The sequence below is a fragment of the Rhizobium indigoferae genome, from assembly GCF_034554815.1.
Taxonomy (GTDB): Bacteria; Pseudomonadota; Alphaproteobacteria; order Rhizobiales; family Rhizobiaceae; genus Rhizobium; species Rhizobium leguminosarum.
Genome location: NZ_CP140637.1, coordinates 115013 through 137323 on the forward strand (window position 1 = coordinate 115013; position 22311 = coordinate 137323).

22 protein-coding genes and 1 pseudogene are annotated in these 22311 nt (G+C 61.7%); 11 read left to right on the plus strand and 12 right to left on the minus strand.

Features of this window, described 5'->3' with window-relative positions:
• Window positions 1–36: 36 nt before the first annotated feature.
• Window positions 37–801 (minus strand): SDR family oxidoreductase, encoded by a 765-nt coding sequence (locus U5G49_RS27105; RefSeq protein WP_193444947.1) that lies wholly within the window; start codon window positions 799–801, stop codon window positions 37–39.
• 360 nt (window positions 802–1161) lie between these two features.
• On the opposite strand from U5G49_RS27105, the gene U5G49_RS27110 reads away from it, so the two are divergent.
• Complete coding sequence (locus tag U5G49_RS27110) at window positions 1162–1620, plus strand: carboxymuconolactone decarboxylase family protein (RefSeq protein WP_193444946.1); 459 nt, start codon at window positions 1162–1164, stop codon at window positions 1618–1620.
• 20 nt (window positions 1621–1640) lie between these two features.
• Here the strand turns inward: U5G49_RS27110 and U5G49_RS27115 are convergent, their stop codons facing one another.
• From U5G49_RS27115 to U5G49_RS27125, 3 genes are read right to left on the minus strand one after another with little or no spacing between them, the layout of a single operon-like run.
• Entirely contained in the window at window positions 1641–2846 is a 1206-nt protein-coding gene (locus U5G49_RS27115) for a thiolase family protein (RefSeq protein WP_193444945.1), read from the minus strand.
• A complete protein-coding gene (locus tag U5G49_RS27120; protein WP_193444944.1) occupies window positions 2824–4353 on the minus strand; it encodes an AMP-binding protein in 1530 nt (509 codons plus the stop codon). The genes U5G49_RS27115 and U5G49_RS27120 overlap by 23 nt, the downstream gene beginning before the upstream one ends.
• A 29-nt stretch (window positions 4354–4382) precedes the next feature.
• A complete protein-coding gene (locus U5G49_RS27125) occupies window positions 4383–4799 on the minus strand; it encodes an acyl-CoA thioesterase (RefSeq protein WP_193444943.1) in 417 nt (138 codons plus the stop codon).
• A gap of 53 nt (window positions 4800–4852) precedes the next feature.
• On the opposite strand from U5G49_RS27125, the gene U5G49_RS27130 reads away from it, so the two are divergent.
• Window positions 4853–5827 carry a zinc-dependent alcohol dehydrogenase family protein gene (locus tag U5G49_RS27130; RefSeq protein ID WP_193444942.1) on the plus strand — a complete coding sequence of 325 codons (975 nt, stop codon included), beginning with the start codon at window positions 4853–4855 and terminating at the stop codon, window positions 5825–5827.
• A 12-nt stretch (window positions 5828–5839) separates the two neighbouring features.
• On the opposite strand, the gene U5G49_RS27135 is transcribed toward U5G49_RS27130, so the two are convergent.
• The gene (locus U5G49_RS27135; protein ID WP_193444941.1) at window positions 5840–6211 is read right to left on the minus strand and encodes a winged helix-turn-helix transcriptional regulator; all 372 of its coding nucleotides are present in this window, start codon (window positions 6209–6211) and stop codon (window positions 5840–5842) included.
• Window positions 6212–6348: 137 nt separating this feature from the next.
• On the opposite strand from U5G49_RS27135, the gene U5G49_RS27140 reads away from it, so the two are divergent.
• A complete protein-coding gene (locus U5G49_RS27140) occupies window positions 6349–6816 on the plus strand; it encodes a nuclear transport factor 2 family protein (protein ID WP_193444940.1) in 468 nt (155 codons plus the stop codon).
• A 99-nt stretch (window positions 6817–6915) separates the two neighbouring features.
• Here the strand turns inward: U5G49_RS27140 and U5G49_RS27145 are convergent, their stop codons facing one another.
• The 4 genes from U5G49_RS27145 to U5G49_RS27160 form a co-directional block, all read right to left on the minus strand.
• Window positions 6916–7383, minus strand: coding sequence for a response regulator (locus U5G49_RS27145; RefSeq protein WP_105008542.1), 468 nt, complete (start codon window positions 7381–7383; stop codon window positions 6916–6918).
• Between the two features lie 68 nt (window positions 7384–7451).
• Window positions 7452–9416 carry a sensor histidine kinase gene (locus tag U5G49_RS27150; RefSeq protein ID WP_246289103.1) on the minus strand — a complete coding sequence of 655 codons (1965 nt, stop codon included), beginning with the start codon at window positions 9414–9416 and terminating at the stop codon, window positions 7452–7454.
• Window positions 9401–10075 carry a response regulator gene (locus tag U5G49_RS27155; RefSeq protein WP_193444939.1) on the minus strand — a complete coding sequence of 225 codons (675 nt, stop codon included), beginning with the start codon at window positions 10073–10075 and terminating at the stop codon, window positions 9401–9403. The genes U5G49_RS27150 and U5G49_RS27155 overlap by 16 nt, the downstream gene beginning before the upstream one ends.
• Window positions 10072–11247, minus strand: a complete 1176-nt coding sequence (locus U5G49_RS27160; RefSeq protein WP_246289100.1) for a sensor histidine kinase — start codon at window positions 11245–11247, stop codon at window positions 10072–10074. The genes U5G49_RS27155 and U5G49_RS27160 overlap by 4 nt, the downstream gene beginning before the upstream one ends.
• A 144-nt stretch (window positions 11248–11391) precedes the next feature.
• On the opposite strand from U5G49_RS27160, the gene U5G49_RS27165 reads away from it, so the two are divergent.
• The 4 genes and pseudogenes from U5G49_RS27165 to U5G49_RS27180 all read left to right on the plus strand — a co-directional run bounded on the left by U5G49_RS27165 (window position 11392) and on the right by U5G49_RS27180 (window position 13364).
• Complete coding sequence (locus U5G49_RS27165) at window positions 11392–11850, plus strand: SgcJ/EcaC family oxidoreductase (protein ID WP_193444938.1); 459 nt, start codon at window positions 11392–11394, stop codon at window positions 11848–11850.
• 209 nt (window positions 11851–12059) lie between these two features.
• Window positions 12060–12617 carry a DUF3299 domain-containing protein gene (locus U5G49_RS27170; RefSeq protein ID WP_193444937.1) on the plus strand — a complete coding sequence of 186 codons (558 nt, stop codon included), beginning with the start codon at window positions 12060–12062 and terminating at the stop codon, window positions 12615–12617.
• Window positions 12618–12698: 81 nt separating this feature from the next.
• Window positions 12699–12959, plus strand: a complete 261-nt coding sequence (locus U5G49_RS27175; protein ID WP_193444936.1) for an antitoxin — start codon at window positions 12699–12701, stop codon at window positions 12957–12959.
• Window positions 12946–13364: pseudogene (locus U5G49_RS27180) on the plus strand (PIN domain-containing protein). Before U5G49_RS27175 ends, U5G49_RS27180 begins: the two are co-directional and overlap by 14 nt.
• Before the next feature lie 64 nt (window positions 13365–13428).
• Here the strand turns inward: U5G49_RS27180 and katG are convergent.
• Complete coding sequence (katG, locus tag U5G49_RS27185; protein WP_193444935.1) at window positions 13429–15615, minus strand: catalase/peroxidase HPI; 2187 nt, start codon at window positions 15613–15615, stop codon at window positions 13429–13431.
• Window positions 15616–15761: 146 nt separating this feature from the next.
• On the opposite strand from katG, the gene U5G49_RS27190 reads away from it, so the two are divergent.
• Window positions 15762–16676 (plus strand): hydrogen peroxide-inducible genes activator, encoded by a 915-nt coding sequence (locus U5G49_RS27190; RefSeq protein WP_018245487.1) that lies wholly within the window; start codon window positions 15762–15764, stop codon window positions 16674–16676.
• Window positions 16677–16697: 21 nt separating this feature from the next.
• On the opposite strand, the gene panB is transcribed toward U5G49_RS27190, so the two are convergent.
• Together panB and panC are read right to left on the minus strand one after the other, a co-directional pair.
• Window positions 16698–17519 carry a 3-methyl-2-oxobutanoate hydroxymethyltransferase gene (gene panB, locus U5G49_RS27195; RefSeq protein ID WP_193444934.1) on the minus strand — a complete coding sequence of 274 codons (822 nt, stop codon included), beginning with the start codon at window positions 17517–17519 and terminating at the stop codon, window positions 16698–16700.
• Window positions 17516–18427, minus strand: coding sequence for a pantoate--beta-alanine ligase (gene panC, locus U5G49_RS27200; protein ID WP_168319008.1), 912 nt, complete (start codon window positions 18425–18427; stop codon window positions 17516–17518). Before panC ends, panB begins: the two co-directional genes overlap by 4 nt.
• Before the next feature lie 276 nt (window positions 18428–18703).
• On the opposite strand from panC, the gene U5G49_RS27205 reads away from it, so the two are divergent.
• The 3 genes from U5G49_RS27205 (at window position 18704) to U5G49_RS27215 (ending at window position 22309) form a co-directional block, all read left to right on the plus strand.
• Window positions 18704–19177 (plus strand): ProQ/FINO family protein, encoded by a 474-nt coding sequence (locus tag U5G49_RS27205; protein ID WP_193444933.1) that lies wholly within the window; start codon window positions 18704–18706, stop codon window positions 19175–19177.
• A gap of 329 nt (window positions 19178–19506) precedes the next feature.
• A complete protein-coding gene (locus U5G49_RS27210) occupies window positions 19507–20493 on the plus strand; it encodes a cytochrome-c peroxidase (protein WP_193444932.1) in 987 nt (328 codons plus the stop codon).
• A gap of 10 nt (window positions 20494–20503) precedes the next feature.
• Window positions 20504–22309: a methyl-accepting chemotaxis protein gene (locus U5G49_RS27215; RefSeq protein WP_193444931.1), complete on the plus strand. Its 1806-nt coding sequence runs from the start codon at window positions 20504–20506 to the stop codon at window positions 22307–22309.
• The last annotated feature ends 2 nt before the right edge of the window (window positions 22310–22311 follow it).

Below are 22311 nucleotides of genomic sequence, written 5' to 3' on the forward strand. Positions count from 1 at the left end.
CTCAGTTGATGGGAAAGGGTCGCCTGGCGCCCGGTGTCAGGCGCTCTTCTTCTGGGGCGGCTGTCGGCTCAGCCAGTCGTCGAAGCGGATCTGGCCAAGCCGCGCCTTGGCGCCGGTCACGAGCGAATTGTCCTCGAGCTCCACGCCGAAGTAGCGGGCATGCGGATCCGCCATCACTTGCCGCGGATCATTCGTCGCCTTGAAGAGACTCGTCACGATTTCGGTGAGGCGGACTTTCTCCGGCCCGCCGATCTCGATCGTGCCGTTCACAGGCGTGCTGAGCGCCACCTCGGCCATGACGTCGGCGACGTCGTCCGAGGCGATCGGCTGCACATAGGCCGGCGACAGATGCACGCTCTGGCCGACGGTACCCGACTGGGCGATGCCAGCCATGAATTCATGGAACTGGGTGGAGTGCACGATGGTGTAGGGTATCCCGGAGCTCTTGATCAGCTCCTCCTGGGCCATCTTGGCGCGCATGTAGCCGCTGCCCTGCAGCCGTTCCATACCGACGATCGACAGCGCGATGTGATGCTTGACGCCGGCGGCAGCCCCTGCCTTGAGCAGATTGCGGCCGGACGTCTGGAAGAATTCCAGGACGGCCTTGTCCTCGAACGAGGGCGAGTTTGCGAGATCGAGAACCACCTGTGCTCCAGCGAGAGCTTCCGCTAGGCCCTTGCCGGTGATCGTGTCCACACCCGAGTTCGGCGAAGCCGCCAATACCTCGTGCCCCTTGTCGCGCAATCTTTCCACGGTCTTGGAGCCGATGAGGCCAGTGCCGCCGATAACGACGATTTTCATGTTTAGTCTCCTTGTCCTTTACGAGGATGTCCTCTGGTGACTTGAAGGTGAGCAGGCAACTGCTCGGCATGCCCACCGCGTCCCCAATGAGCGAAGCGACTTCATCGGGACCGTCGCCGGTGCGGCCGGTAACCGATGGGCAGTAGGATGCGCCGGATCGCGGTCCCAAACTATTCTTCCTCGGTCGCTGTCACCCTATGCGAACGCAGTAGGCCAGCTGGCCGAAATGGCGGAACATCACGTCAACAGGCATCGGCCTGATAAACCGTTGGGGCAGATGGTCGACCCGCAAGGCAAGGCGTATTCACTGGCCTGCAAGCCGAGGCTTGCGTCATCAATGCTCTCACGATGGAGATAAGAATGATCAAGCGTCTGAACTTCATGGCCCATAAGAACAACGGCATCGACGGCCTCGTGGCCGTTGAAGGCTGGATTGCCAAAAGCTTCGATCCGAAGTTGCTCGAACTCGTCAAAGTGCGCGTTTCCCAGATGAACGGATGCGCTCACTGCCTGCACATGCACCGCCAGGACGCGCTGAAGCTCGGCGAAACGGATGACCGGCTGCTGCTTCTGAACGCGTGGCGGGAGTCGCAGCTTTTCACCACTCGGGAGCGGGCCGCACTCGCCTGGGCCGAGGCTCTCACTCAGATCGCGAAAAGCCATGCGCCGGATGATGTTTATGAAGAGGCGCACGCCAACTTCGCGGATGACGAGCTCGTGGCCCTTTCGATCGGTGTTGCGATGATCAACGCCTGGAACAGGCTGGCGATCGGCTTTCGGCTTCAGCATCCGGCAGATCACAAACGCGCCGCCGCCTGACTGTCTGCGCCTTCGGCGGATCAAGAAAGCTGGGTTGCCTCGAACATGGTAGTCAGTCCGATGCCTCCGCCGATACCGATCATCGCCAGGGCGGTCGCACCGGGCGCCCAACTTCCCCCGGTGTCGCGGATCAACTGGCTGTATAGTCGGGTAACGAGGATTGCGCCGGAGGCGCCGAACGGATGGCCCAAGGCAATTGCTCCGCCGTTCCTGTTGATCGCGTCGGGTGGGATCTCGAGCTGATCCAGCGATGCCAGAACCTGGGCCGCGAAGGCCTCGTTAAATTCGATGGCATTGATGTCCAAGAGCGAGAGCCCGGGCTGACGCTGCAGCAGCTTCCTGGTCGAGGCGACCGGCCCGATGCCGAGCAGATTGGGATCCACACCGGCAGCGGCGCTGTCGATGAAGGCAAGGCCCTTTTCAATGCCCATGCTTCTCGCCATTGCACGGCTCATGACCAGCACCAGGCAGGCGCCGTCGTTCAGCGGGCAGGCATTGCCTGCTGTCACCGAACCATCGGCCAGGAAGACCGGCCGGAGGTTTGCGAGCGCCGGGAGGGATGTGGAAGCGCGTGGGCATTCGTCCCGTTCGATCTGACCATGGCTGGTGGGAATTTCAACGATCTCGGGTCGAAAGATGCCCGCCTCGGCCGCCTGCACGGCGAGCCGGTGGCTGCGCAGGGCGAATTCATCCTGTCTCTGGCGCGATATACCGAATTGACGCGCGACATTTTCGGCGGCAATTCCCATTTCTGGATCGCCAATCGTTTCAGGCGAAAACCGGGCGCGCCCGTAAAATCGCGGCGGCATCCCATTCGCCTTTGGTCTTTCAACGCGCCATGGCGCGGTGCTGACGCTCTCCACGCCGCCGGCCAGAAAGCACGAACCGGCTTTCGCCTGGATCAGCCGGGCTGCCGTGATGATCGCTTCCAGGCCCGAGCCGCATTGCCGATCGATCGAAACACCCGGAACCGCCATGGGCAGACCTGCGGTAAGCGCTGCCAGCCGCGCGATGTTTCCGCCGCCGCCTGCTGCGTTGCCCACCAGAACGTCGTCTATCGTGTCGGGTGCAATTCCTGTTTCGGAAAGGATCCGATGAATGATCGGCGCAAGCAGGTCTTCCGCCGCGACAGTCGCAAGCGACCCGAAAGCCCGGCCGATCGGGGACCGGTAGGCGGCAACCACGACTGGCTGCCAATCCTCGTCAGGCTGAAAGGCGTAGGACAAGATCGTCTCCAGAAACCACGGCCCGCTCCACTTGCCCCCTCGAGATCTTCCCGCTGCTCGTCATCGGCCAGGACCTTATATGGTAGAATTGCTTGGGGATCTTGTACTTCCCGAGCATCTGCGCGCAATGATCGGCCAGGATTTTCGGGTCCATCGTCTCTCCCGAGACGACGGCGACGATCCGCTGACCGAAATAGGCGTCCGGCAGCCCGAAGACAACGGCATCCTCTATGCCGGGGCAGGCCTTGAGCGCGCTCTCGACTTCGGCCGGATAAACGTTGTTGCCGCCTGATATCATCATGCCGCCCGCCCTGCCGATCACCCGCAGCATGCCATTGGCATCGAGTTCGCCGAGATCCCCGACCGTCGCTCCGGCTTCTGTAACCCGGAAGGCCTGACCGTCGTCGCCCCAGAGATATCCATCCGCGATCAGGTCGCTGTCGACGAATATAGTTCCCGCCACATCGGTCCCGACACCCTTTTCATCGGGATCGCGAATGGAGATTTCCACGCCGGGATAGGTTCGTCCCACCCGGTCGATCGGAAAATCGATCTCGCTGCCGACAAGGGTCGAGACCGTCATGAAACCGAGCTCGGAGGCACCGTAATATTCCCGGATACGGGCATTCGGAAACAGTCGGCGCATGGACTCGACCCCGTTCTTGTCAAGCTTTGCGCCGGCGGTCAGGACATCGCGCAGAGAGGTCAGAGCGGGTTCGCCTGCCCAGGCCCTTGCAATGCCGGCTATATGGGTGGGCACGGCAACCAGCCGTTCGACTTGCCAGGAGGAGAGCGTGCGTGCGACCATGCCCGGATCCCATTTCCGGACCGAATGAAAGGTCCCCCCGGCATCCAAAGCTTCGACCAATGCATAAAGCGCCAGGCCATGCGCGAGGGCTCCCGGGCACATTGTCGACGGCGCGTCTTCGAGCTCGAAAACAAGGCGTCCGCGATCGAGGCTCCGGCGCCATTGTTCGCGCGAGCGATAATAGGCCTTCGGCTCGGCGGTGGTCCCTGACGTGAAGCCGATCAGAAAGATCTTGTCGGCATCGAGCGGCAGCTCGGCTTCACCTTCCGTCGAGGCAAGGTCGAAGGCCTCCGCCCCGGCAGCCACAACGGGAATGCCGAATCTCCGGGCAATTTCGGCGCTCGGCCCGGCATTGTCGTCGACGATCAGAACATCAGGCGCCAGCCGCTCGATTATGCGTTCGATCCTTTCGGCCGGCATCACCGGGTCGATGACCGCGCAGGCATTTGGGAAAGCGGTGGCCGCCGCAAAATACTCGGCAAAGCCGATATGGTTGCCAAGGCTGAGAGCGGCAAGCTTCTCCACACCGGGCAGATCGAGCGGGCGGCGGTTCAAGCGAGGGAGATCTTGGACAAACCGATAGATTGCCTTGGCGCGCACATAGAGCTCGCCATAGCTGAGCGAGTGCCCGTCGATCACCAGCGCCGGCTTGTCCGGTGTCTCCGTTGCATGTCGAAGAAGCTGCGCATGGATCGGCATGGACACCCGCGGGTTTGAATGATCGGCTGTCAGCCTGGAGACAGAGCGACTCTGGTCGCTTCCGGAATCGGCGTCGGGCGGCTGTCGGAGACGCCGACGCAGACCCAGACGAAATGCGCCGATGCGCAATGGGCGCCATCGCGCTGGCGAAAGAGTTCTATGGCAAAGGACAGGCTCGTGCGCCCGATTTTCTCCACATCCACCTTTGCGTCGACAACATCGTCAAGGTCGATTGGGCTGTGAAAGGTGATCTCCGCCTTCTTCACGTGATAGGCGACGCCGGAGGAGGTGTGACGGAAATGGCTGAGAATCTGCCGTTGCCGCAGGAACTCGACGACCGCATCCTCGCAATAGTCGAGATAACGGGAGTTGTGGACATGACCATAGATGTCGATGTCTCGCATCGAGACCCGGAACGATGCTAAAGGCCTGTCGTCAACGCTCATTCGATCACCGAAAATTCGACGGGGTGATCTAACCGCAGTGTGTGGGGGATGCAATGCAATATCAGGCAGTCGTGCGAAAATTCGGCCCGGCTCAGGATGTCGTCGAACTCGAGCAGGCTGCGCTGCCGCCGCTGCGGCGCGACCAGGTGAGGGTGCGTCTGCTGGCGCGGGCGATCAACCCGTCCGATATCATAACCATATCAGGAGCCTATAGCGGACGCACGACATTGCCCTTCATTCCCGGCTTCGAAGCGTTCGGAGTGGTCGAACAATGCGGTGAAGAGGTTCATGGGCTTTCCCCCGGGGCACGCGTGCTGCCGGTGCGCAGCGCGGGCGGGTGGCAGGAATTCAAGGATACCGACCCCGGCTGGTGCCTTCGTGTGCCGGACGAGCTCACCGACTTCGAGGCTGCGACGAGCTACGTCAATCCGATGACGGCCTGGTTGATGCTGCATGCCAAGATCGGGCTGAGGCCGGGCATGCGCATCGCTATCAATGCCGCCGCCTCTTCGATCGGAGCAACATTGATCGGTCTCGCCAACGCCGCAGGCGTGGAGCCGGTGGCCATCGTCCGGAGCGAAGGATCACTTGAGCGCCTGCGCGGCCGGGTCGAGGCTGTCATCATCGATAGGGAGGAAAGCGAAAGTGATCTGGTCGCCGGGTTCGCCGGCCTGCATGGGCTCGATGCAGTGCTCGACTGCGTCGGAGGAGCGCGTGCCGCGACCCTCGCCGGCGCACTGCGGCCGGGCGGACGTTTCGTGCATTACGGTCTGCTCTCGGGGCAGAGCATCCCGAATTCATTCTGGGCGTCCCATCCCGATATCGCCTTTTCCTATTTTCACCTCCGGGAATGGGTTCATTCGCAAGCCATGGGCGATGTCCAACAGGCCTATTTGGAGGTCGCGGCGCAGATCGTTTCGAAGGTCATCGAGACCGAGATACGAGAGGTATTCCCTTTGGAAAATGTCCGGCAAGCCCTGCGGTCCGCTCTCCCCTTCCGAACGGGCGGCAAGGTTCTGCTGGCCTGACGAATGCGGTCACTAGGAGTTTTCGTGTCGTTGCCGCGCGCTAATGATTGCCGGGTGGTTCTGCTCGGCCCATCCGATCAGGGTTTTCATGGGGATGAGGAAGGATCGCCCCAGCTCCGTCAGTTCATATTCCACGCGAGGCGGGACCTGCGGATAGACGGTGCGCCTGATGAAGCCGTCCTGCTCCAGATGCCTCAACGTCTTGGAGAGCATCTGTTTCGAGATGTCCCCGATCTCGCGCATCAGCTCGTTGAAGCGTTTCTCTCCGTCTTCCAGTGCCTCGAGGGTGAGCAGGCTCCATTGATCGCCAATACGATCGAGCACGCCTCTGATCGGGCATCCCGCCCCGGGCTGTTGTTTCGGCTCGTCCGTTTCCTTGGGCATGCTCCGTCCTCGGTCATCGTCGGCTGACCTCGCCACTAAAACGTGCCTTCTTGCTCGGCATGTCGAGGTTTCATAGACCAACTCTCATAGTCTGCTTTCTAGACTAGATCGCGAATCCATACCAAGGAGCTTGATGCATGAAATTCGGGAAATCGCTTTTCGCACTCGTCATTTTGGCGGGCGTCGTCGCGCCGGCCGGCGCTTTTGCTGAATCGGCCTCGCGGGATTTGAAGATCGAGGAAGCCAACCGGAAGCTGGTTGTGGAGTTCTACGACCGGTTCTTCAACAAGCACGATATCGCGGCTGCCTCGGTCGTCGCCGACGACTACCGGCAGCACAATCCTCAAGTTCCCGATGGGAAGAAGCCTTTGATTTCCTTCTTCACCGGCTTCTTCAAGGACAATGTCCAGTCGCGGGCCGAGATCGTCCGCAGCGCCGCCGATGGCGATCTGGTCTGGCTGCATGTGCACGCGACGAACGGCGCAGGCGATCTCGGCCAGGCGATCGTCGATATTTTCCGCGTCAAGGACGGCAAGATCGTCGAGCACTGGGACGTGATCCAGGCCGTTCCGAAAGAGGCGGCAAACAAGAACACCATGTTCTGAGTTGGGTTGGGCCGGCTTCCCAGCTGGCCCCATTATCGGCGCTACGCGGTCAACATTTGCCGATGGCCTAACGCCCATACGCCAAGACAGCTGGTGCCATCAATCAATCCGAGGGCGCTCCGATTTCGGCGTTGCCAGCCCGTGTTTGGCAAGCTCCAGGGTCAGGATACGGGTTTCGAGAAGGTTGAAGATGCGCAGGATGGCCTCGATCGCATCGAACGGCTTCGTCAGAAAGTCCTTCGCGCCGAGAGAAAGCGCCCGCCGCCGCGTCGGCAATGTTGCATCGGCGGTCAGAACCAGGATCGGCAGATAGCTGTTTTCAGGAATAAGCCTTGCGAAGGTCTCCAGCAAAGCGAAGCCATCGAGATCGGGCATCATCAGGTCGAGAAGAACGAGATCCACCGGATGTTCGCGAAAGAGCCGCAATGCCTCGCGTGGCTCGGTGGTGCTGATGAGTTCCTTGAAGCCTTCGCGTTTGAGAATGCGCTCCAGCAGCGAAACATTTGCGGGCTCGTCGTCGACGATCAGGATCGTCGATCGTCGCACGATGTCGGTGGGGTCTGTCATGGGCCAAACATTTCGTCAAAGGCGTTGGAGGATATCAAGCGCGCAATCAAATCATAGGCGACCGTCTTCTATGGCGAACTTTCGACGGAGAGGCCTCGTCTTCGGGTTTCCTGCGTCGCCGCAGGCCGGCGCGGCAAATCGACGTGGAAGGTGGCGCCACCTTCCGGATGGTTGCTGAAGCCGAGCGCGCCGCCCATGGCGTCGATCAGATGCCGCGACAGCGCGAGCCCGAGACCGGTCCCTTCTTGACCGATGCGTTCGGCTCCCAGCCGATCGAATGGGGTGAAGAGCCGGGAAACGCGTTCCGCCGGGATGCCGGGACCGGTATCGCTGACCTCGATCCGAATAGTGTCGTCGCCAATCTCGCGGTGGCTGACGGTCACGGTTCCGAGCTGACGATTGTATTTCACCGCATTGGAGAGAAGATTCAGGAACACCTGGAGGAGACGCCGCCGGTCGGCCAGGACCGCCAGATCTCGCTCGGGCTCGACGACCTCTATGCGGATCTGCTGCTTGCCGCAGAGCGGCCTCGCAAGCGACACCGCTTCATCAATCACATCGGCGACGCGTTGCGGTTCGATGGCAAGATCCATGCGCCCGGCCTCGATCCTGGCCATATCAAGAACTTCGTCGATCAGGCTGAGCAGATGTCTGCCGGCCCTTAGAATTTGGGCGACGCTATCCCTGGAATCCGCATCGGTGACATCCATTTCCAAAAGCTGTGCGAAGCCGAGGACGGAATTCAACGGCGTGCGCAGCTCGTGGCTCATCCGGGACAGGAATTCGCTCTTGGCGTTGCTAGCGCGAACCGCATCCTCGCGGGCGGCAAGCAGGGCCTCTTCGATTTGCTTGCGCTCGGTAATGTCTCGCGTGATCTTGGAAAAGCCACGCAGGCGGCATGTCTCATCATGCAGGGCGGTCACCACGACGTGCGACCAGAATTGTGACCCGTCCTTGCGCACGCGCCAGCCTTCCGCCTCGGTGCGTCCGTGAAGAGCTGCACTGGCAAGCTCTTCTGCCGGAAATGTGTCTCTGGTTTCCGCGGGATAGAAGCGAGAAAAATGCTGCCCGACGATCTCCTCGGCGCCATAACCGGTGATCCGCTCGGCGCCGGCATTCCAGCTTACCACCCGCCCTGAGATATCGAGCCCGAAAATACCGTAGTCGCTGACGCCTTCGACCAGTTGCCGAAAGCGCTCCTCGCTTTCGGTCAGATCAGCCTCGCGCCTTTTCAAAAGGACGCTTGCATCTTCGAGCGCCTGTCCGAGGCTGCCGAGTTCATCGCGGAAGGGGTCCGCCACCGTGACAACGTCGCCTTGCGACAGCCGATGCGCCTCAGCTTTCAGCGCATGCACGCGGCGCACGATGCTTGCCGAAAACAGGAAGACGGCGACGAGGGCGCCGGCAAAACCAACAACGCCGGCGGCAATCATCAGGCTTCGCGACAGAGTGCGGACCCGGTCCGCGGCCTCGGTCCTGGCGTGAAGCAGATCCGCCTCCCGCCGGCTCATTGCGTCGATCTCCTGTCTCAGTACATCGAGGACCTGTTTGCCTTCGATGAGCTTGGCCGCAAGGTCCTCGCGTCCGCCGGCGCGAAGCATGTCGGCCTGTTTCAGGAGTTGGAGACGGTCGACTTTCGCGGCTACCAGGGTGCGGATACGTTCGAGGCGGTTCTTTTGCTCTTCATCCCGCAACCGGCGACCGACTTCGTCGATGACGACGGGCAGTCTTTCCTCAGCCCGGTTGAAGGGATCAAGAAAATCGGTTCTGCCGGTCAACAGATAACCCCGCATCGCGGTCGCCGCTTCGGCGATCGAGGCATGGATCTCTTGAATGCCCGACTGGATCTCGAGCGTGACCCGCACCTGATCCTCGGCAATCCGGCTCTGCCGGTCGGCCACGAAGACCGAGGCGAGGGCTGCAAGCAGTAGCGCCAGCGGCACTGTGATGATGACGATGCCCTTCGCGCGAAGGGGAAGGTCGGCAAAGCGCCACGCCGTCAGGCGACCCGTCGAGATCATTGTGGGTGCCATTGTTGCTGCTCTTTCGATGTTTCGACGAGCCCGCCGCGGACCGCCATGACCGCGGCCTGTGTCCGGTCTCCGGCGCCGAGCTTGCCGATGATGCGCTCGACGTGGATCTTCACGGTACCGGGCGAGATCTTCAGGGTCCTGGCGATCTCCTTGTTGGTCAGGCCTTCGGCCACCTTCGACAGGACTTCGCGCTCCCGGATCGTCAGCGTCTCGAGAGCGCTGCTGTTGGTCTGCGGCTTGGTGGCGGCGCGGCGCAATAGTTTTGCGACGAGCGGACCGTCGAAGAAGGCATCGCCCTGAAGGACCCGCCGGATCGTCCGGAGAATATCTTCCCGGCTGGCGTCCTTGAGCAGATAGCCCGTAGCGCCGGCCTCGATCGCCGCTTCCAGGTAGTCGAGACTGTCATGCATCGTGATGATCATGACGCGTGTTCCCGGCGACACGCGCCGGATCTCCCTCGTCGCGGCGAGGCCGTCCAGGCGAGGCATGCGGATGTCGAGGAGAGCAAGATCCGGATTGTGCAGCGCACAGGCCTCCACCGCTTCCACGCCGTCGCGCACGTCCCAGGCGACATGAAAATCGTCTTCACCGCCGATCATGGCGATAAGGCCTGCACGGGCGATGTCATGATCGTCGGCGACAAGGATCGATGCCGTCATTCTGATGTCGTCTCCTGCGAAATCGGTGCGGTGGCGCGCACATGTGTGCCCCTCAGAGACCCGACGCTGATCTCGATCCGGCCGCCGAGCAGCGCCAGCCGTTCACGCATGCCGACGATGCCGAGCCGCCCGCCCCGCATCTGGGGATGGCGCAGCTCGCCGATGCCTTTGCCATCATCGATCACTTCGAGATGCGCTTCGCCCGCGCCATCCTCGAAGAGACGGACGACCAGGCGGCTCGCCTCGGCGTGCTTGATGACATTGGTGATCGCTTCCTGCGCGACACGATAGAAGATGATCCCCGTCGATGCCGGCCAGCGATCGGCGGCGGCATCGAGATCGGCGACCACCTCGAGATCATCGATCGCATCGAGACGCGTACGCAGGGCCGCGGCGACGCCGAGATCATCGAGCTCGGGCGGGCGAAGATCGGCGATGGCCGCCCTGAGATCGGCAACGGAATGGCGCGCGAGCGCGGCGAGCTGGTCGATTTCGGGTTTCAGGGCGTGCGCGTCGCCGATGCGGGCCGCAAGGTCCTGCAGCCGATAGCTTAGGCCTGCTACAAGTTGCGCCGAGCCGTCGTGAAGATCGAGCGCCACCCGCTGCCGCTCCTGCTCCTGCGCCTGGATCAGCTGCGCGACAAGTGCCGCGAGCTCACTGCGCTGCCGCTGGAGATCGCCGAGAAGCGCCTGATTTTCCGCCGCCTGCCGGTTAAGATTGTAGGCGTCGGCGAGCTGCCCCGCCGCCACCTCCAATGTCTGCCGGTCGTCGGCATTGATGGCGCGCGCTTTTGACGATCCGATGATCGTCAGGCAGAGATCGGAACCGGCTTGCGAGGCAAATAAGATGTTATCGCTTTCCGGGCTCGTTGACTTACCCACCGACAGCTGCACGGGTGCTTTTCCCTGGAACGACGGAAAAACGAGCCTGGCAAGCGATGCTCCCGCGAAGTCTGCAAGCCGGGACAGAACGTCCAGGGCAGCCGTTTCGAATGCCGCGGCATCGAGCAGGTTCTGCACTTCGATGATGAAACGCAGACGAGCCGCCCGCGCTTCCGCCGCCCGGTAAAGAGCCCGCAGTTCTGCAACGTTTGGCGAGTGCGTTGGACTTGTATCGTGCTCCATGCCCAACAGGACTGCTCCGAAGATGAATGACGCCGGCACGATAGTCATTCCGGCGGGAATGTCATCTATGCCGTTCGGCAGATCGGATCGAAGCCACCCGGCAGATGAGGCGGCGGCAGAGGATACTTAAATTGCTGGTCATGCGGTTGACCGATGCGATGTCCGCCGGAACCGCCACATAGGAAAGTCAAAATGCGCACCATCATTGCTGCCGCCCTCGTTCTCGGTTTCGTACAGGTCCAGTCGGCCGCGGCTGCTACCGAAATCGCAACTTGTGCACCGACAAGCGAGCCGGAAATCGCCAAGCTCTTCGACCGCTGGAATACCTCGCTCGCGACGCTGAGCCCCCGGGAGGTCGCCAAGAACTACAGTGAGGACTCCGTGCTTCTCGCGACCTTGTCGGACAAACCACGTCTGACGCAGACGGAGCGGATCGACTATTTCGAGCATTTCCTGGCGAACGAGCCCAAAGGCCACATCGACAGCCGCGACATCCAGATCGGATGTAACTGGGCCGTCGACGTCGGCACTTACACCTTCAGGCTGAAGGACGGCTCGAAGGTTCCGGCCCGCTACACCTATACCTATGAGTTCAAGGACGGGAATTGGCTGATCACCTCGCACCACTCTTCGATGATGCCGGAGAAGTAAGGCTTCATCGTTCTGTTGGTCCGTCAGGGAGACCCCGTGTTCATCCCACGCGGGGTCTCCTGACTGCTGACGAAGCACGCCAACGTCTCTTTCGTCATGCTCGGGCCTCTGCCTAGCGCGCCGGAAGCTTTGACGGCCGAACCGGATCGAGAGTAGCATCCTCACGGCAGCGGCAAGGTGGTCAAAGCGGCCGGCCCGGTGGAGATGCAATGATGAAAGACAAACCTTTCCTCCTGACGTTCGCGGCACTGGCATTTGGTTCCGCATGGCCAATTTCCAACGCCTTCGCTGCAGCTCAGCCTATTTTCTGGAACGCTTTACGGCCGGCCGATCAGCCCAAAGCGACAATTCCACTGTCGGGCAAGGCGGTGAGCGGCCCGCAAGGCGAAACACTCGCCTGGCATGGCGAGGAGCATCCGATCGAATTGACGGGCTTCGTTCTGCCGATCGACCAGGACGGCGATCTTGTCTACGAATTCATGCTGGTGCCTTGGGCCGGAGCCTGCAGTCACATGCCTTCCCCTCCGCCCAACCAACTGGTTCGTGTCGTTCCGGAAGAGCCTTTGCACCTGGCAAGAATGTACGAGACCGTCACCGTGACGGGTACCCTGCGGCCCGGCCTGGATCAGGCGCAATTCTTCATGATCGACGGTGACCGCGTCCTCACCTACGGCTACAGCATAAGCCACGCCCAGGTAGCGACAGCAACGGCGACGACGGATCCTGATCTGCTGTCACTTTCGCCTTTCGGCATTCTGCCTCGCTAGTGGAAGGTGCAGAGACGGTTTTTGGCATGGATGCCGCCAATTGCATATATACTACGGCATATATAAATTGCGGAGGTTCTCGTGCCGCAATGTGCGCGTGTATTCCAATCCGGCAATTCGCAGGCGGTTCGCCTGCCCAAGGAGTTTCACTTCGACGTAGACCAGGTGGAAGTGACACGTGAAGGCGATGCGGTAATCCTTCGGCCGCGGCCCGATCGCGGCATGCGGTGGGCATCGTTGCATAGCGCCTGGGAGCGCGGCCTCAGCGACGATTTCATGGCGGAAGGGCGAGAGCAGCCGGCGGGGCAAGAGAGGCCTGGTCTTCAGAATCTGTTCAAGTGATTCCCATCTCATCGACATCAATGCGGTAATCGCCCTGATCGGCAGGAAGTCCGAAACGCTGCTGAAACGCGTGGTCGACAGTGACGAGGGATTGATCGGACTGTCGACCGTGGTGATGCACGAGCTCTATTATGGCGCCTATAAAAGCACGAAAATCTCCTACAATCTCGAAACCCTGCGCCTGTTCATGGCAGGTTTCCAAGCCGTCGGCTTCGAGCGTGAGGATGCGCGGGCCGCTGGGGAGATCCGTGCCGCATTGGCGGCAAAGGGAACGCCGATCGGTCCCTATGATGTTCTGATCGCCGCTCAGGCCAGGACCTGGGATCTGGTTATCGTCACAACAATGTCGGGGAGTTCCGCCGCGTCGACGGCCTGCGTGTCGAAGACTGGACGATCGGGCGGTAGGTTCGGTCTCAGATGAAAAATGCCCGGGCGCAGCCGAAACTGCGCCCAGGCAAAATGCTTCTGATCAGACGAGGTCGAAGCGGTCGGCGTTCATGACCTTGTTCCAGGCGGCGACGAAGTCCTTGACGAACTTCCCCTTGGCATCGGCCTGGCCGTAGACTTCGGCGAAGGCGCGAAGCTGCGAGTGCGAGCCGAAGATCAGGTCGACGCGGGTGCCGGTCCACTTGGCAGCGCCGGTCTTGCGGTCGCGGCCTTCATAGACGCCTTCCTTGCCGGCGACAGGAACCCACTGCGTGCCCATGTCGAGCAGGTTGACGAAGAAGTCGTTCGTCAGCGTCTCGGGACGCGAAGTGAAGACGCCGTGTTCGGGGGCGCCGGCCTTCAGCACGCGCAGGCCGCCGACGAGGACGGTCATCTCAGGCCCGGTCAGCGTCAAGAGCTGGGCGCGGTCGACGAGCGCTTCTTCCGGCTTCATGAACTGATGGCGCTTGCCGTTCACGTAGTTGCGGAAGCCGTCGATACGCGGTTCGAGCGCTGCGAAGGAATGCGCGTCGGTCTGTGCCTCGGAGGCATCCATACGGCCTGGCGTGAAGGGCACGCTGACGGCGTTACCGCCCTCTGCCGCAGCCTTCTCGACGCCGGCAGCACCGGCGAGAACGATCAGGTCGGCCAGCGAGATCTTCTTCGCCCCGGTCTGGGCAGCGTTGAAGTCCTTCTGGATGCCTTCCAGAACGCCGAGCACCTTGGCGAGCTGCGCCGGCTGGTTGGCGTCCCAGTCCTTCTGCGGGGCAAGGCGGATGCGCGCGCCATTGGCGCCGCCGCGCTTGTCGGAGCCGCGGAAGGTCGAGGCCGACGCCCAGGCGGTCGAGACCAGTTCCTGCACGGTGAGACCGGTGGCGAGAACCTTTTCCTTCAGTTCGGCAATGTCCTTGTCGTCGACGAGCGGATGGTCGACGGCCGGGATCACATCCTGCCAGATCAGGTCTTCGGCCGGAACTTCCGGGCCGAGATAGCGCACCTTCGGTCCCATGTCGCGGTGGGTCAGCTTGAACCAGGCGCGGGCGAAAGCGTCGGCGAACTCACCGGGATTTTCGAGAAAGCGGCGCGAAATCTTCTCGTAGGTCGGATCGAAACGCAGCGCCAGATCGCTCGTCAGCATGGTCGGCAGGTGCCTCTTCGAGGCGTCGTAGGCATCCGGAATGGAGGCTTCGGCGTTTTTGGCCTGCCACTGCTTCGCGCCGGCCGGGCTCGTCGTCAGTTCCCATTCGAAGGCGAAGAGGTTTTCAAAGAAGTAGTTGCTCCACTTGGTCGGCGTCTGCGACCAGGTGACTTCGAGGCCGGCGGTGATGGCATCCTTGCCGACGCCGGTGCCGAACGAGCTCTTCCAGCCGAGGCCCTGGTCCTCGATCGCGCCGCCTTCCGGTTCGGCGCCGATCAGGGACGGGTCGCCGGCGCCATGCGTCTTGCCGAAGGTATGGCCGCCGGCGATCAGCGCCACGGTCTCTTCGTCATTCATCGCCATGCGGGAGAAGGTTTCGCGGATGTCACGCGCCGAAGCGATCGGATCGGGATTGCCACCCGGGCCTTCCGGATTGACATAGATCAGGCCCATCTGCACGGCGCCGAGCGGTTCTGCCAGCTCGCGTTCGCCGCTGTAGCGCTCGTCGCCCAGCCAGGTTCCCTCAGGGCCCCAGAACAGTTCCTCAGGCTCCCAGACGTCGGCGCGGCCGCCGGCGAAACCAAAGGTCTTGAAGCCCATGGATTCGAGCGCGACGTTGCCGGTGAGAATCAGCAGGTCGGCCCAGGAGATGCGGTTGCCGTATTTCTGCTTGATCGGCCAGAGCAGGCGGCGGGCCTTGTCGAGGTTGGCATTGTCAGGCCAGCTGTTGAGCGGCGCGAAACGCTGCTGGCCCTGGCCGGCGCCGCCGCGACCATCGGTGATGCGGTAGGTGCCGGCGCTGTGCCAGGCCATGCGGATGAACAGGCCGCCGTAATGACCGAAATCGGCCGGCCACCAATCCTGTGAATCCGTCATCAGCGCGTGAAGATCCTTCTTCAGGCCGTCGAGATCGAGCTTTTTGAACTCCTCGGCATAGTCGAAGGCTTGCCCGAGGGGGTCGGCGCGGCCGGAATTGTGGTGAAGAATCTGCACATTCAGCTGGTCCGGCCACCAGTCGCGATTCGATCGGCTGCGAGGCGTATTGCCGTGGGCAACAGGACATTTGCCTGCGCTGTCAGTGGGATTGTCCATGATCGTCTCCTTCGTTGCTTGATCTGTCTGCGCGTAAAAAAGATGAGCCGAGCTTACGCCCCACTCTCCCCTTGTGGCAGTCTTCATATCGGAAGCGCGTCATAATTTTAAGTTGGATTTACTGATCGTTGCGATAAGCTGAGGTTATGAAGAACCTTACCCTGAAACAGCTACGTTATTTTGAAGCACTGGCCAGAGATGGCCGCTTCCGGCGCGCTGCCGACGCCTGTGCGATCTCCCAGCCGGCATTGTCAATGCAGATCAAAGAACTTGAGCAAGAGTTGGGCGGTGAGCTTTTCGAGCGTAATGCGCGTGAGGTGAAGCTGACCGCCTTCGGTCAGACCGTGGCTCTCAGGATCCGCGATATACTGCGTGGCGTGGATGAGTTGGCGGAGCTGGCGCGGACCTCGCGCGATCCCTTCCTGACGCGGCTGCGCATCGGCATCATCCCAACAATTGCACCCTATCTGTTGCCGGCGATCATCAACGATCTGAACAGGAGCTTTGCCGGTATCCAGATCGAGGTGCGCGAGACGCAGACGTCGAAGCTGGTTCAGGAGTTGGCGCAAGGCCAGCTGGACACTGCAATCGTTGCTTTGCCCGTGTCCGAACCCTCCCTGACCGAGCACGAGCTCTTCAAGGAAGAGTTTGTACTGGTCCGGCGGCCCGAAGACGAGGGCAAGCCGGTGCCCGAACGCGAGGCGCTGCGCGAAATGCGGTTGCTGCTGCTTGAGGAAGGCCATTGCTTTCGCGATCAGGCCTTGTCGTTCTGCAAGATAGGGCCGGCCCGGCCCCGGGAAGTCATGGAAGGCAGCTCTTTATCCACTCTGGTTCAGATGGTCAGCGCCGGTATTGGCATCACCCTGATTCCGGAGATGGCTGTTCCCCTCGAAACGCGCTCGGCGCATGTTTCGATTTCGCGCTTCCAGTCTCCGCAGCCGTCGCGAACGATCGGAATGATTTGGCGCCATTCGACGCCCATGGCCAAACAGCTCGTGCAGGTTTCCGAGGCCGTTCGCCGCTCAGCCGACAGCATGCGCGAACAGTATGTCGCGCGGTGATGGACCTGGTATTGCCTCGCCTCAGGATCGCCGCTTGAACGTATGCTCCGTGGCCGGAAACTGTCGCGACCGGACCTCGCCGGCGTAAGCGGCGGCGGCGGCCGAAATCCTCTTGCCGAGTTCGTCGTAGCGCTTGACGAAACGCGGGATGAAATCGTTGAAGAGCCCCAGAATGTCGTCGGAGACCAGAACCTGACCGTCGCAGGCGGAAGAGGCGCCGATACCGATGGTCGGGATGTGCATGGCGCCGGTCACCTCGCGGGCGAGCGGCTCTACCGTGCCCTCGATGACGACGGCAAAGGCGCCGGAGCCGCCGATGGCATGAGCGTCGCGCCGGATCTTCGACGTCTCGTGTTCGGAATGACCGACAGAACGATAGCCGCCTGCGGTTTGGACCTGCTGTGGCATCAGACCGATATGCCCCATGACCGGGACCCCCCGCTTGGTCAGAAAGGCGATGGTCTCGGCCATCTCCTCGCCGCCCTCGAGCTTGATGGCATCGCAGCCGGTTTCCTGCAGGATGCGGACAGCGTTGCGGAAGGCGATCTCCTTCGATTCCTGGTAGGTGCCGAACGGCATGTCGACAACGACGCAGGCCTTGTCGACGCCGCGCATTACCGCCCTGCCGTGGGCGATCATCATGTCGAGCGTGACGCCGATAGTGCTCTCCATGCCGTAGAGCACCATGCCGAGCGAATCCCCGACCAGCAGCAGGTCGCAATGTTCGTCAAGCAGCCGCGCCATGGGCGTCGTATAGGCGGTCAGGCAGACGATCGGCTTGCCGCCCTTCATGGCTGAAATGCGCGCTGGTGTCAGGCGCTTCTGAATTCCGGCCGCGCTCATCTGGTCACTCCCTTTCCCGGCAAGCCCCGCCCGCCGATAACCCGGTTGCTCCCGGCAACTCGGTTGTCGACAACAACCCTGTTGTCGAGAAGCCGTGTCGAGCCGACCCGAACGAAAAGCGCCACGACGACAGGCTCTGCGATCGACGTCACCGGCTGCAGCGTCGAGGCATCCCTGACGGCGACGACCTCGGGCTTTGCCAGAGATTCGCGACTAAGAAACGCCGTGAGCCTTGCCTCGAGTTCCGCCGGATCGGCAAGGCCGCCGGCGACCAGGCGCTCCGCCTCGTCAAGGGTCTGCGGGACAATCACCGCGGCACGCCGCTCCGCCTCGCTGAGATAGACGTTGCGCGACGACAATGCGAGGCCGTCGCTGTCCCTGACCGTCGGCACGGATATCACGCGCACCGGCACGGCCAGATCGTCCACCATGCGCTTGATGATGACGACCTGTTGGTAATCCTTTTCTCCGAAATAGGCGGTCTGCGGCTGGACGATGTTGAAAAGCTTGCAGACGACAGTGGCGACGCCGGCAAAATGTCCGGGCCGGACCGCCCCTTCGAGTTCGCGGCCGAGATCGGGAACGTCGACGACAGCAAGCATCGGGCGAGGATACATATCCTCAACGCCGGGCGAAAAGAGGAAATTGACGCCGGCTTGCCTCAGCATGGTGGCATCGCGCTCCAGATCGCGCGGATATTTGCTGAGGTCTTCCGCCGGGCCGAACTGCAGCGGATTGACGAAAATCGAGACGACGACGATGTCGTTTTCGGCGCGAGCGCGCGAGACGAGCTCCATATGACCGGCGTGGAGATAGCCCATCGTCGGGACGAGGCCGACGGTCCGACCCTGCCGCCTCAGCGCATCGAGCGTATGGCGCAGCTCGTCAATGCTCGAGAAAACCCGCATATATCCTCCCCCGGCCGGTCACTCCATCTTGGGCGCGGATATGAAGTGTAATCGATGTGGCAGGTCAATGCATATTTCTCGATAAAAACGATTAGATGCAAATGGCAGCCGACGACACCATGCTCCATTAGCTCTGGGAAACGGCATTTCGCCACACGGCTCCCGCGCTGCGTTCGCAGGCTTGCAGTGGAACCGACGATGTGCGACTTCCGTTGCTCACCCTGTCCGTCAAGATACTATCACAGTCGGTCGCTATGGACGTTACATGGAGGACGCATGGACAAGCCCTGGAAGATCAGCCGCGGACCGATTGCGGCAACCGAGCTCGACGTGGAGAAGGCAAACGCGATCAGCACGTTGCTGCTCCGGCCAGTCGGCGTCCTTCCGGCCAAGGCGGGAGATCCGGTCCTCCCTTTTGCCGTCGGCCTTTTCAATGAACTCCGACCGCTGCTGAAGCCCGATGCCGGCGTCACGACGCTGCGGCGGGCGACCGCTGCCTATGTCCACTGCCGGCGCTACTATTTTGCCAGCGCCCAGCCCGATTCCATGCGCCACGGCCTTGACGGCGAACCCGTCGAACCACTGTCGTCCGAAGACCGGATGGTCGCGCAAAAACGCTTCCTGAGCGTCAAGCAGACCACCGGCAAAGCCGACGCGCCAGAGCCGACACCACCGGTTTCTCCTCCCTCGTTGAGCAAAAGCGAACAGATCCGCGCAGCCCTCCTCGGTAAGAGGAACGCCGTCAGCTAGAGCGTAGATGAGGTTTGCTCAAACCAACTGCCTTGAAGGCGTTTCCACATTCCTGCGACGTGATGGTTCGAAGAGCTTTCCCGGTTCGTCATAGACCGTTTCGCTGGTTCCAACTGGTCGATCAAAGCCTCTTATCTCGACATTTGCTCGGCTCGTTCTTAAGTGCGCCAAGCAAGGCCGGATGTATCGCGGCAATCAATATCCGCCAGCGTCACGTGTTAGCCCTCAAACTTTCGCGTACAACTCAAGAATTGATTGCTTTACATAGATTTAACGTAATGACGCTAATTTTAGCATAATCCAGAACCAAGTTCGGACTTGCTAGAACGATGCGTTTCCTGATTGCAGCTTCCTTACTCGCATTGGCCGCCGTCCAGCCTGGCGCGGCCGCCGATCTTTCCGCGTATAAGCGGCCGCTGACAGTCCCTTTCGAGGGCGTGACGGCCTACTCCCCTCAGTTGGCGACGCTCGGCAAGATGCTGTTCTTCGATCCGCGGCTTTCCGGCAACAAGAACATGACCTGCGCCAGCTGTCATAACCCTTCCTTCGGCTTCGAGACACCGGTGACGACGCCGATTGGCGCGGCCAATACCGCGCTCGCGCGCCAGGCACCGACGGTCCTGAATGTTGCCTGGGTCTCGCCCTTCTTTTGGGATGGCCGCGCGCCGAACCTGGAAGAGCAAGCGGCAGGTCCGATCACGGCTGCCGCCGAAATGAACGGCAAGCTAGACACCGCCGTGACCGAAATGCGGGCTATACCTGATTACAAGAAGTGGTTCGACGAGGTATTCCCTGACAAGGGCGTCACCAAGGAGACGATGCTGACGGCGATCGCCACCTATGAGCGGACGGTGGTTTCCAACTGGTCGCCTTTCGACCGCTGGGTGGACGGCGACGAGAAGGCGGTCTCCGACAGCGCCAAACGGGGCTTCGAGCTGTTCACCGGCACCGCCGGCTGTTCTTCCTGCCACACGGGCTGGAACTTCACCGACAACAAGTTCCATGACATCGGCTTGCCGAGCGACGATATCGGCCGCTACAAGATCGATGCAAGCAGCCCTGACAACAAATATGCCTTCAAGACGCCCGGCCTGCGTAATACGCTCTATCGTGGCCCCTATATGCATGACGGCAGCCTGAAGAGCATGGACGAGGTGATCGTCCATTATGAAAGCGGCGGCGTCAGCCGTCCATCGCTCGATCGGGCGATGTCGCCCTTCTTGCTGACGGACCAGGAGAGCAAAGATCTGATCGCGTTCTTGGGAACTCTGACCGCCGAAAAGCAAGACATCCCCCTGCCGACGCTGCCGAACTGAGGTGCAGGCAATGAAACTCTCCATACGCATGCAGATACTCATCCCGATGGTGGTCACGATCGTCGTCGGCTTCGGCAGCGCATTCCTGATCGGCTACCAGGCGATCCTCGGCCAGACCCAGGTCGCTGCGGTGGTGCAGCAGGCGGTGAACGCCAAGATAGCCTCGGCCCATATCGAACAGCAGTTCAAGGAAGCCACTGCCGTGGTGGACCGGGTGCTGTCGATGACGAATTTCGTCCCGGCGGCCGAGATCAAGGCCGGGTTCGAAGAGAGCAACGGCGCGCTGGTGCAGTCGCTCGATAAGCTTGGCAGCGTCGATCTCGCCGGTTCGCTGACCGAGGGCGTCCGGTCGCTCCGCCAGGCCCATGACGCCTGGGAAAAGGACGTCAGGATCAGTCTCGGGCTGCAGCAGGCGGACGAAGTCCCGACGGCCGAGAAGCTGGCGCGCTCGCAGCAGGCGATCCTGACCGGCATTGCCGCCGTCAATACGATCGTCGACAAAATAGCAACCGAGAGCGTCGCTGCAGCCGGCAGCGCGCTGGAATCGAAGATCGAAATCGAATTGGCATTGGGGGCCATTGCCGCGATCGTTGGCCTCGGCATTCTCATCGCCATCGCCCGGCATGTGTCGCGCCCGATCCAGCGCATCACCCAATCCATGCAGGAACTCGCAGCCGGTGAGACGGATAAGGTGATCCCCTATGCGGGGCGTCGCGACGAAATCGGCCTGATGGCCGGTTCGGTGGAAGTCTTCCGTCAGAATGCCATCGCCCGCGGCCAACTCGAAAGCGAGGCCGAGGAGAACCGTCGCCTGGCGGAAGCAAACCGCCTGGCGGACCAGGAGCAGGCGGAGCTGAGCGCGGCGGAACGGCTGACGGTCGCCACATCAGGCCTTGCCGCCGGCCTGAAGCGGCTCGCCCAGGGCGATCTCGCCTTCAAGCTTGCGGATGCGTTTGCGCCGGAATTCGAGCCGCTGAGGCATGATTTCAACGCCTCCGTCAAGCAACTCGGCGATACGCTTCTTTCCGTTTCCGAAAGCGTTTCGATCATCAATTCAGGCACTCGCGAAATCAGCAACGGCTCCAACGAACTCTCCGGCCGCACCGAACGGCAGGCGGCGACGCTCGAACAGACCGCCGCGGCGCTGAACGCCGTTACCGCCAAGGTCACGGAAGCTTTCGAGATCGCCAAAGAGGCTCGCAGCGTCGCCGAGGACGCCAACCGCAGCGCCATGGCTTCGGGCAAGGTGGTGGCCCAGACGGTCGAGGCCATGGATCAGATCCAGGAATCCTCCAAGCAGATCAACAACATCATCGGCGTCATCGATCAGATTGCCTTCCAGACCAATTTGCTGGCGCTCAACGCCGGTGTGGAGGCCGCCCGCGCCGGCGAAGCCGGCAAAGGTTTCGCCGTTGTCGCCCAGGAAGTGCGCGAACTTGCGCAACGCTCGGCCCAAGCCGCCAAAGAGATCAAGGACCTGATCGGGCGGGCATCCGCCAACGTCGCCAGCGGCGTTGAACTGGTCAGCCACACCGGCGCAGCGCTTGGCGATATCGGCCGCTTCATTGCCGATATCAATCAGCGCATGGAAGCGCTGGCGGCCTCGGCGCGCGAACAGGCGACAAACCTGTCGGAGGTCAATTCGGCAATGGGCCAGCTCGACCAGGTGACCCAGCAGAACGCCTCGATGGTGGAGGAAACCACAGCCGCCAGCATCACGCTCGCCAGCGAAGCCGAGCGCCTGCGCGAACTGGTCACGCAGTTCGAATTGGGCAGGACACGGCCCGACACCCGAACGTATCGCGACGCAGCCTGAAC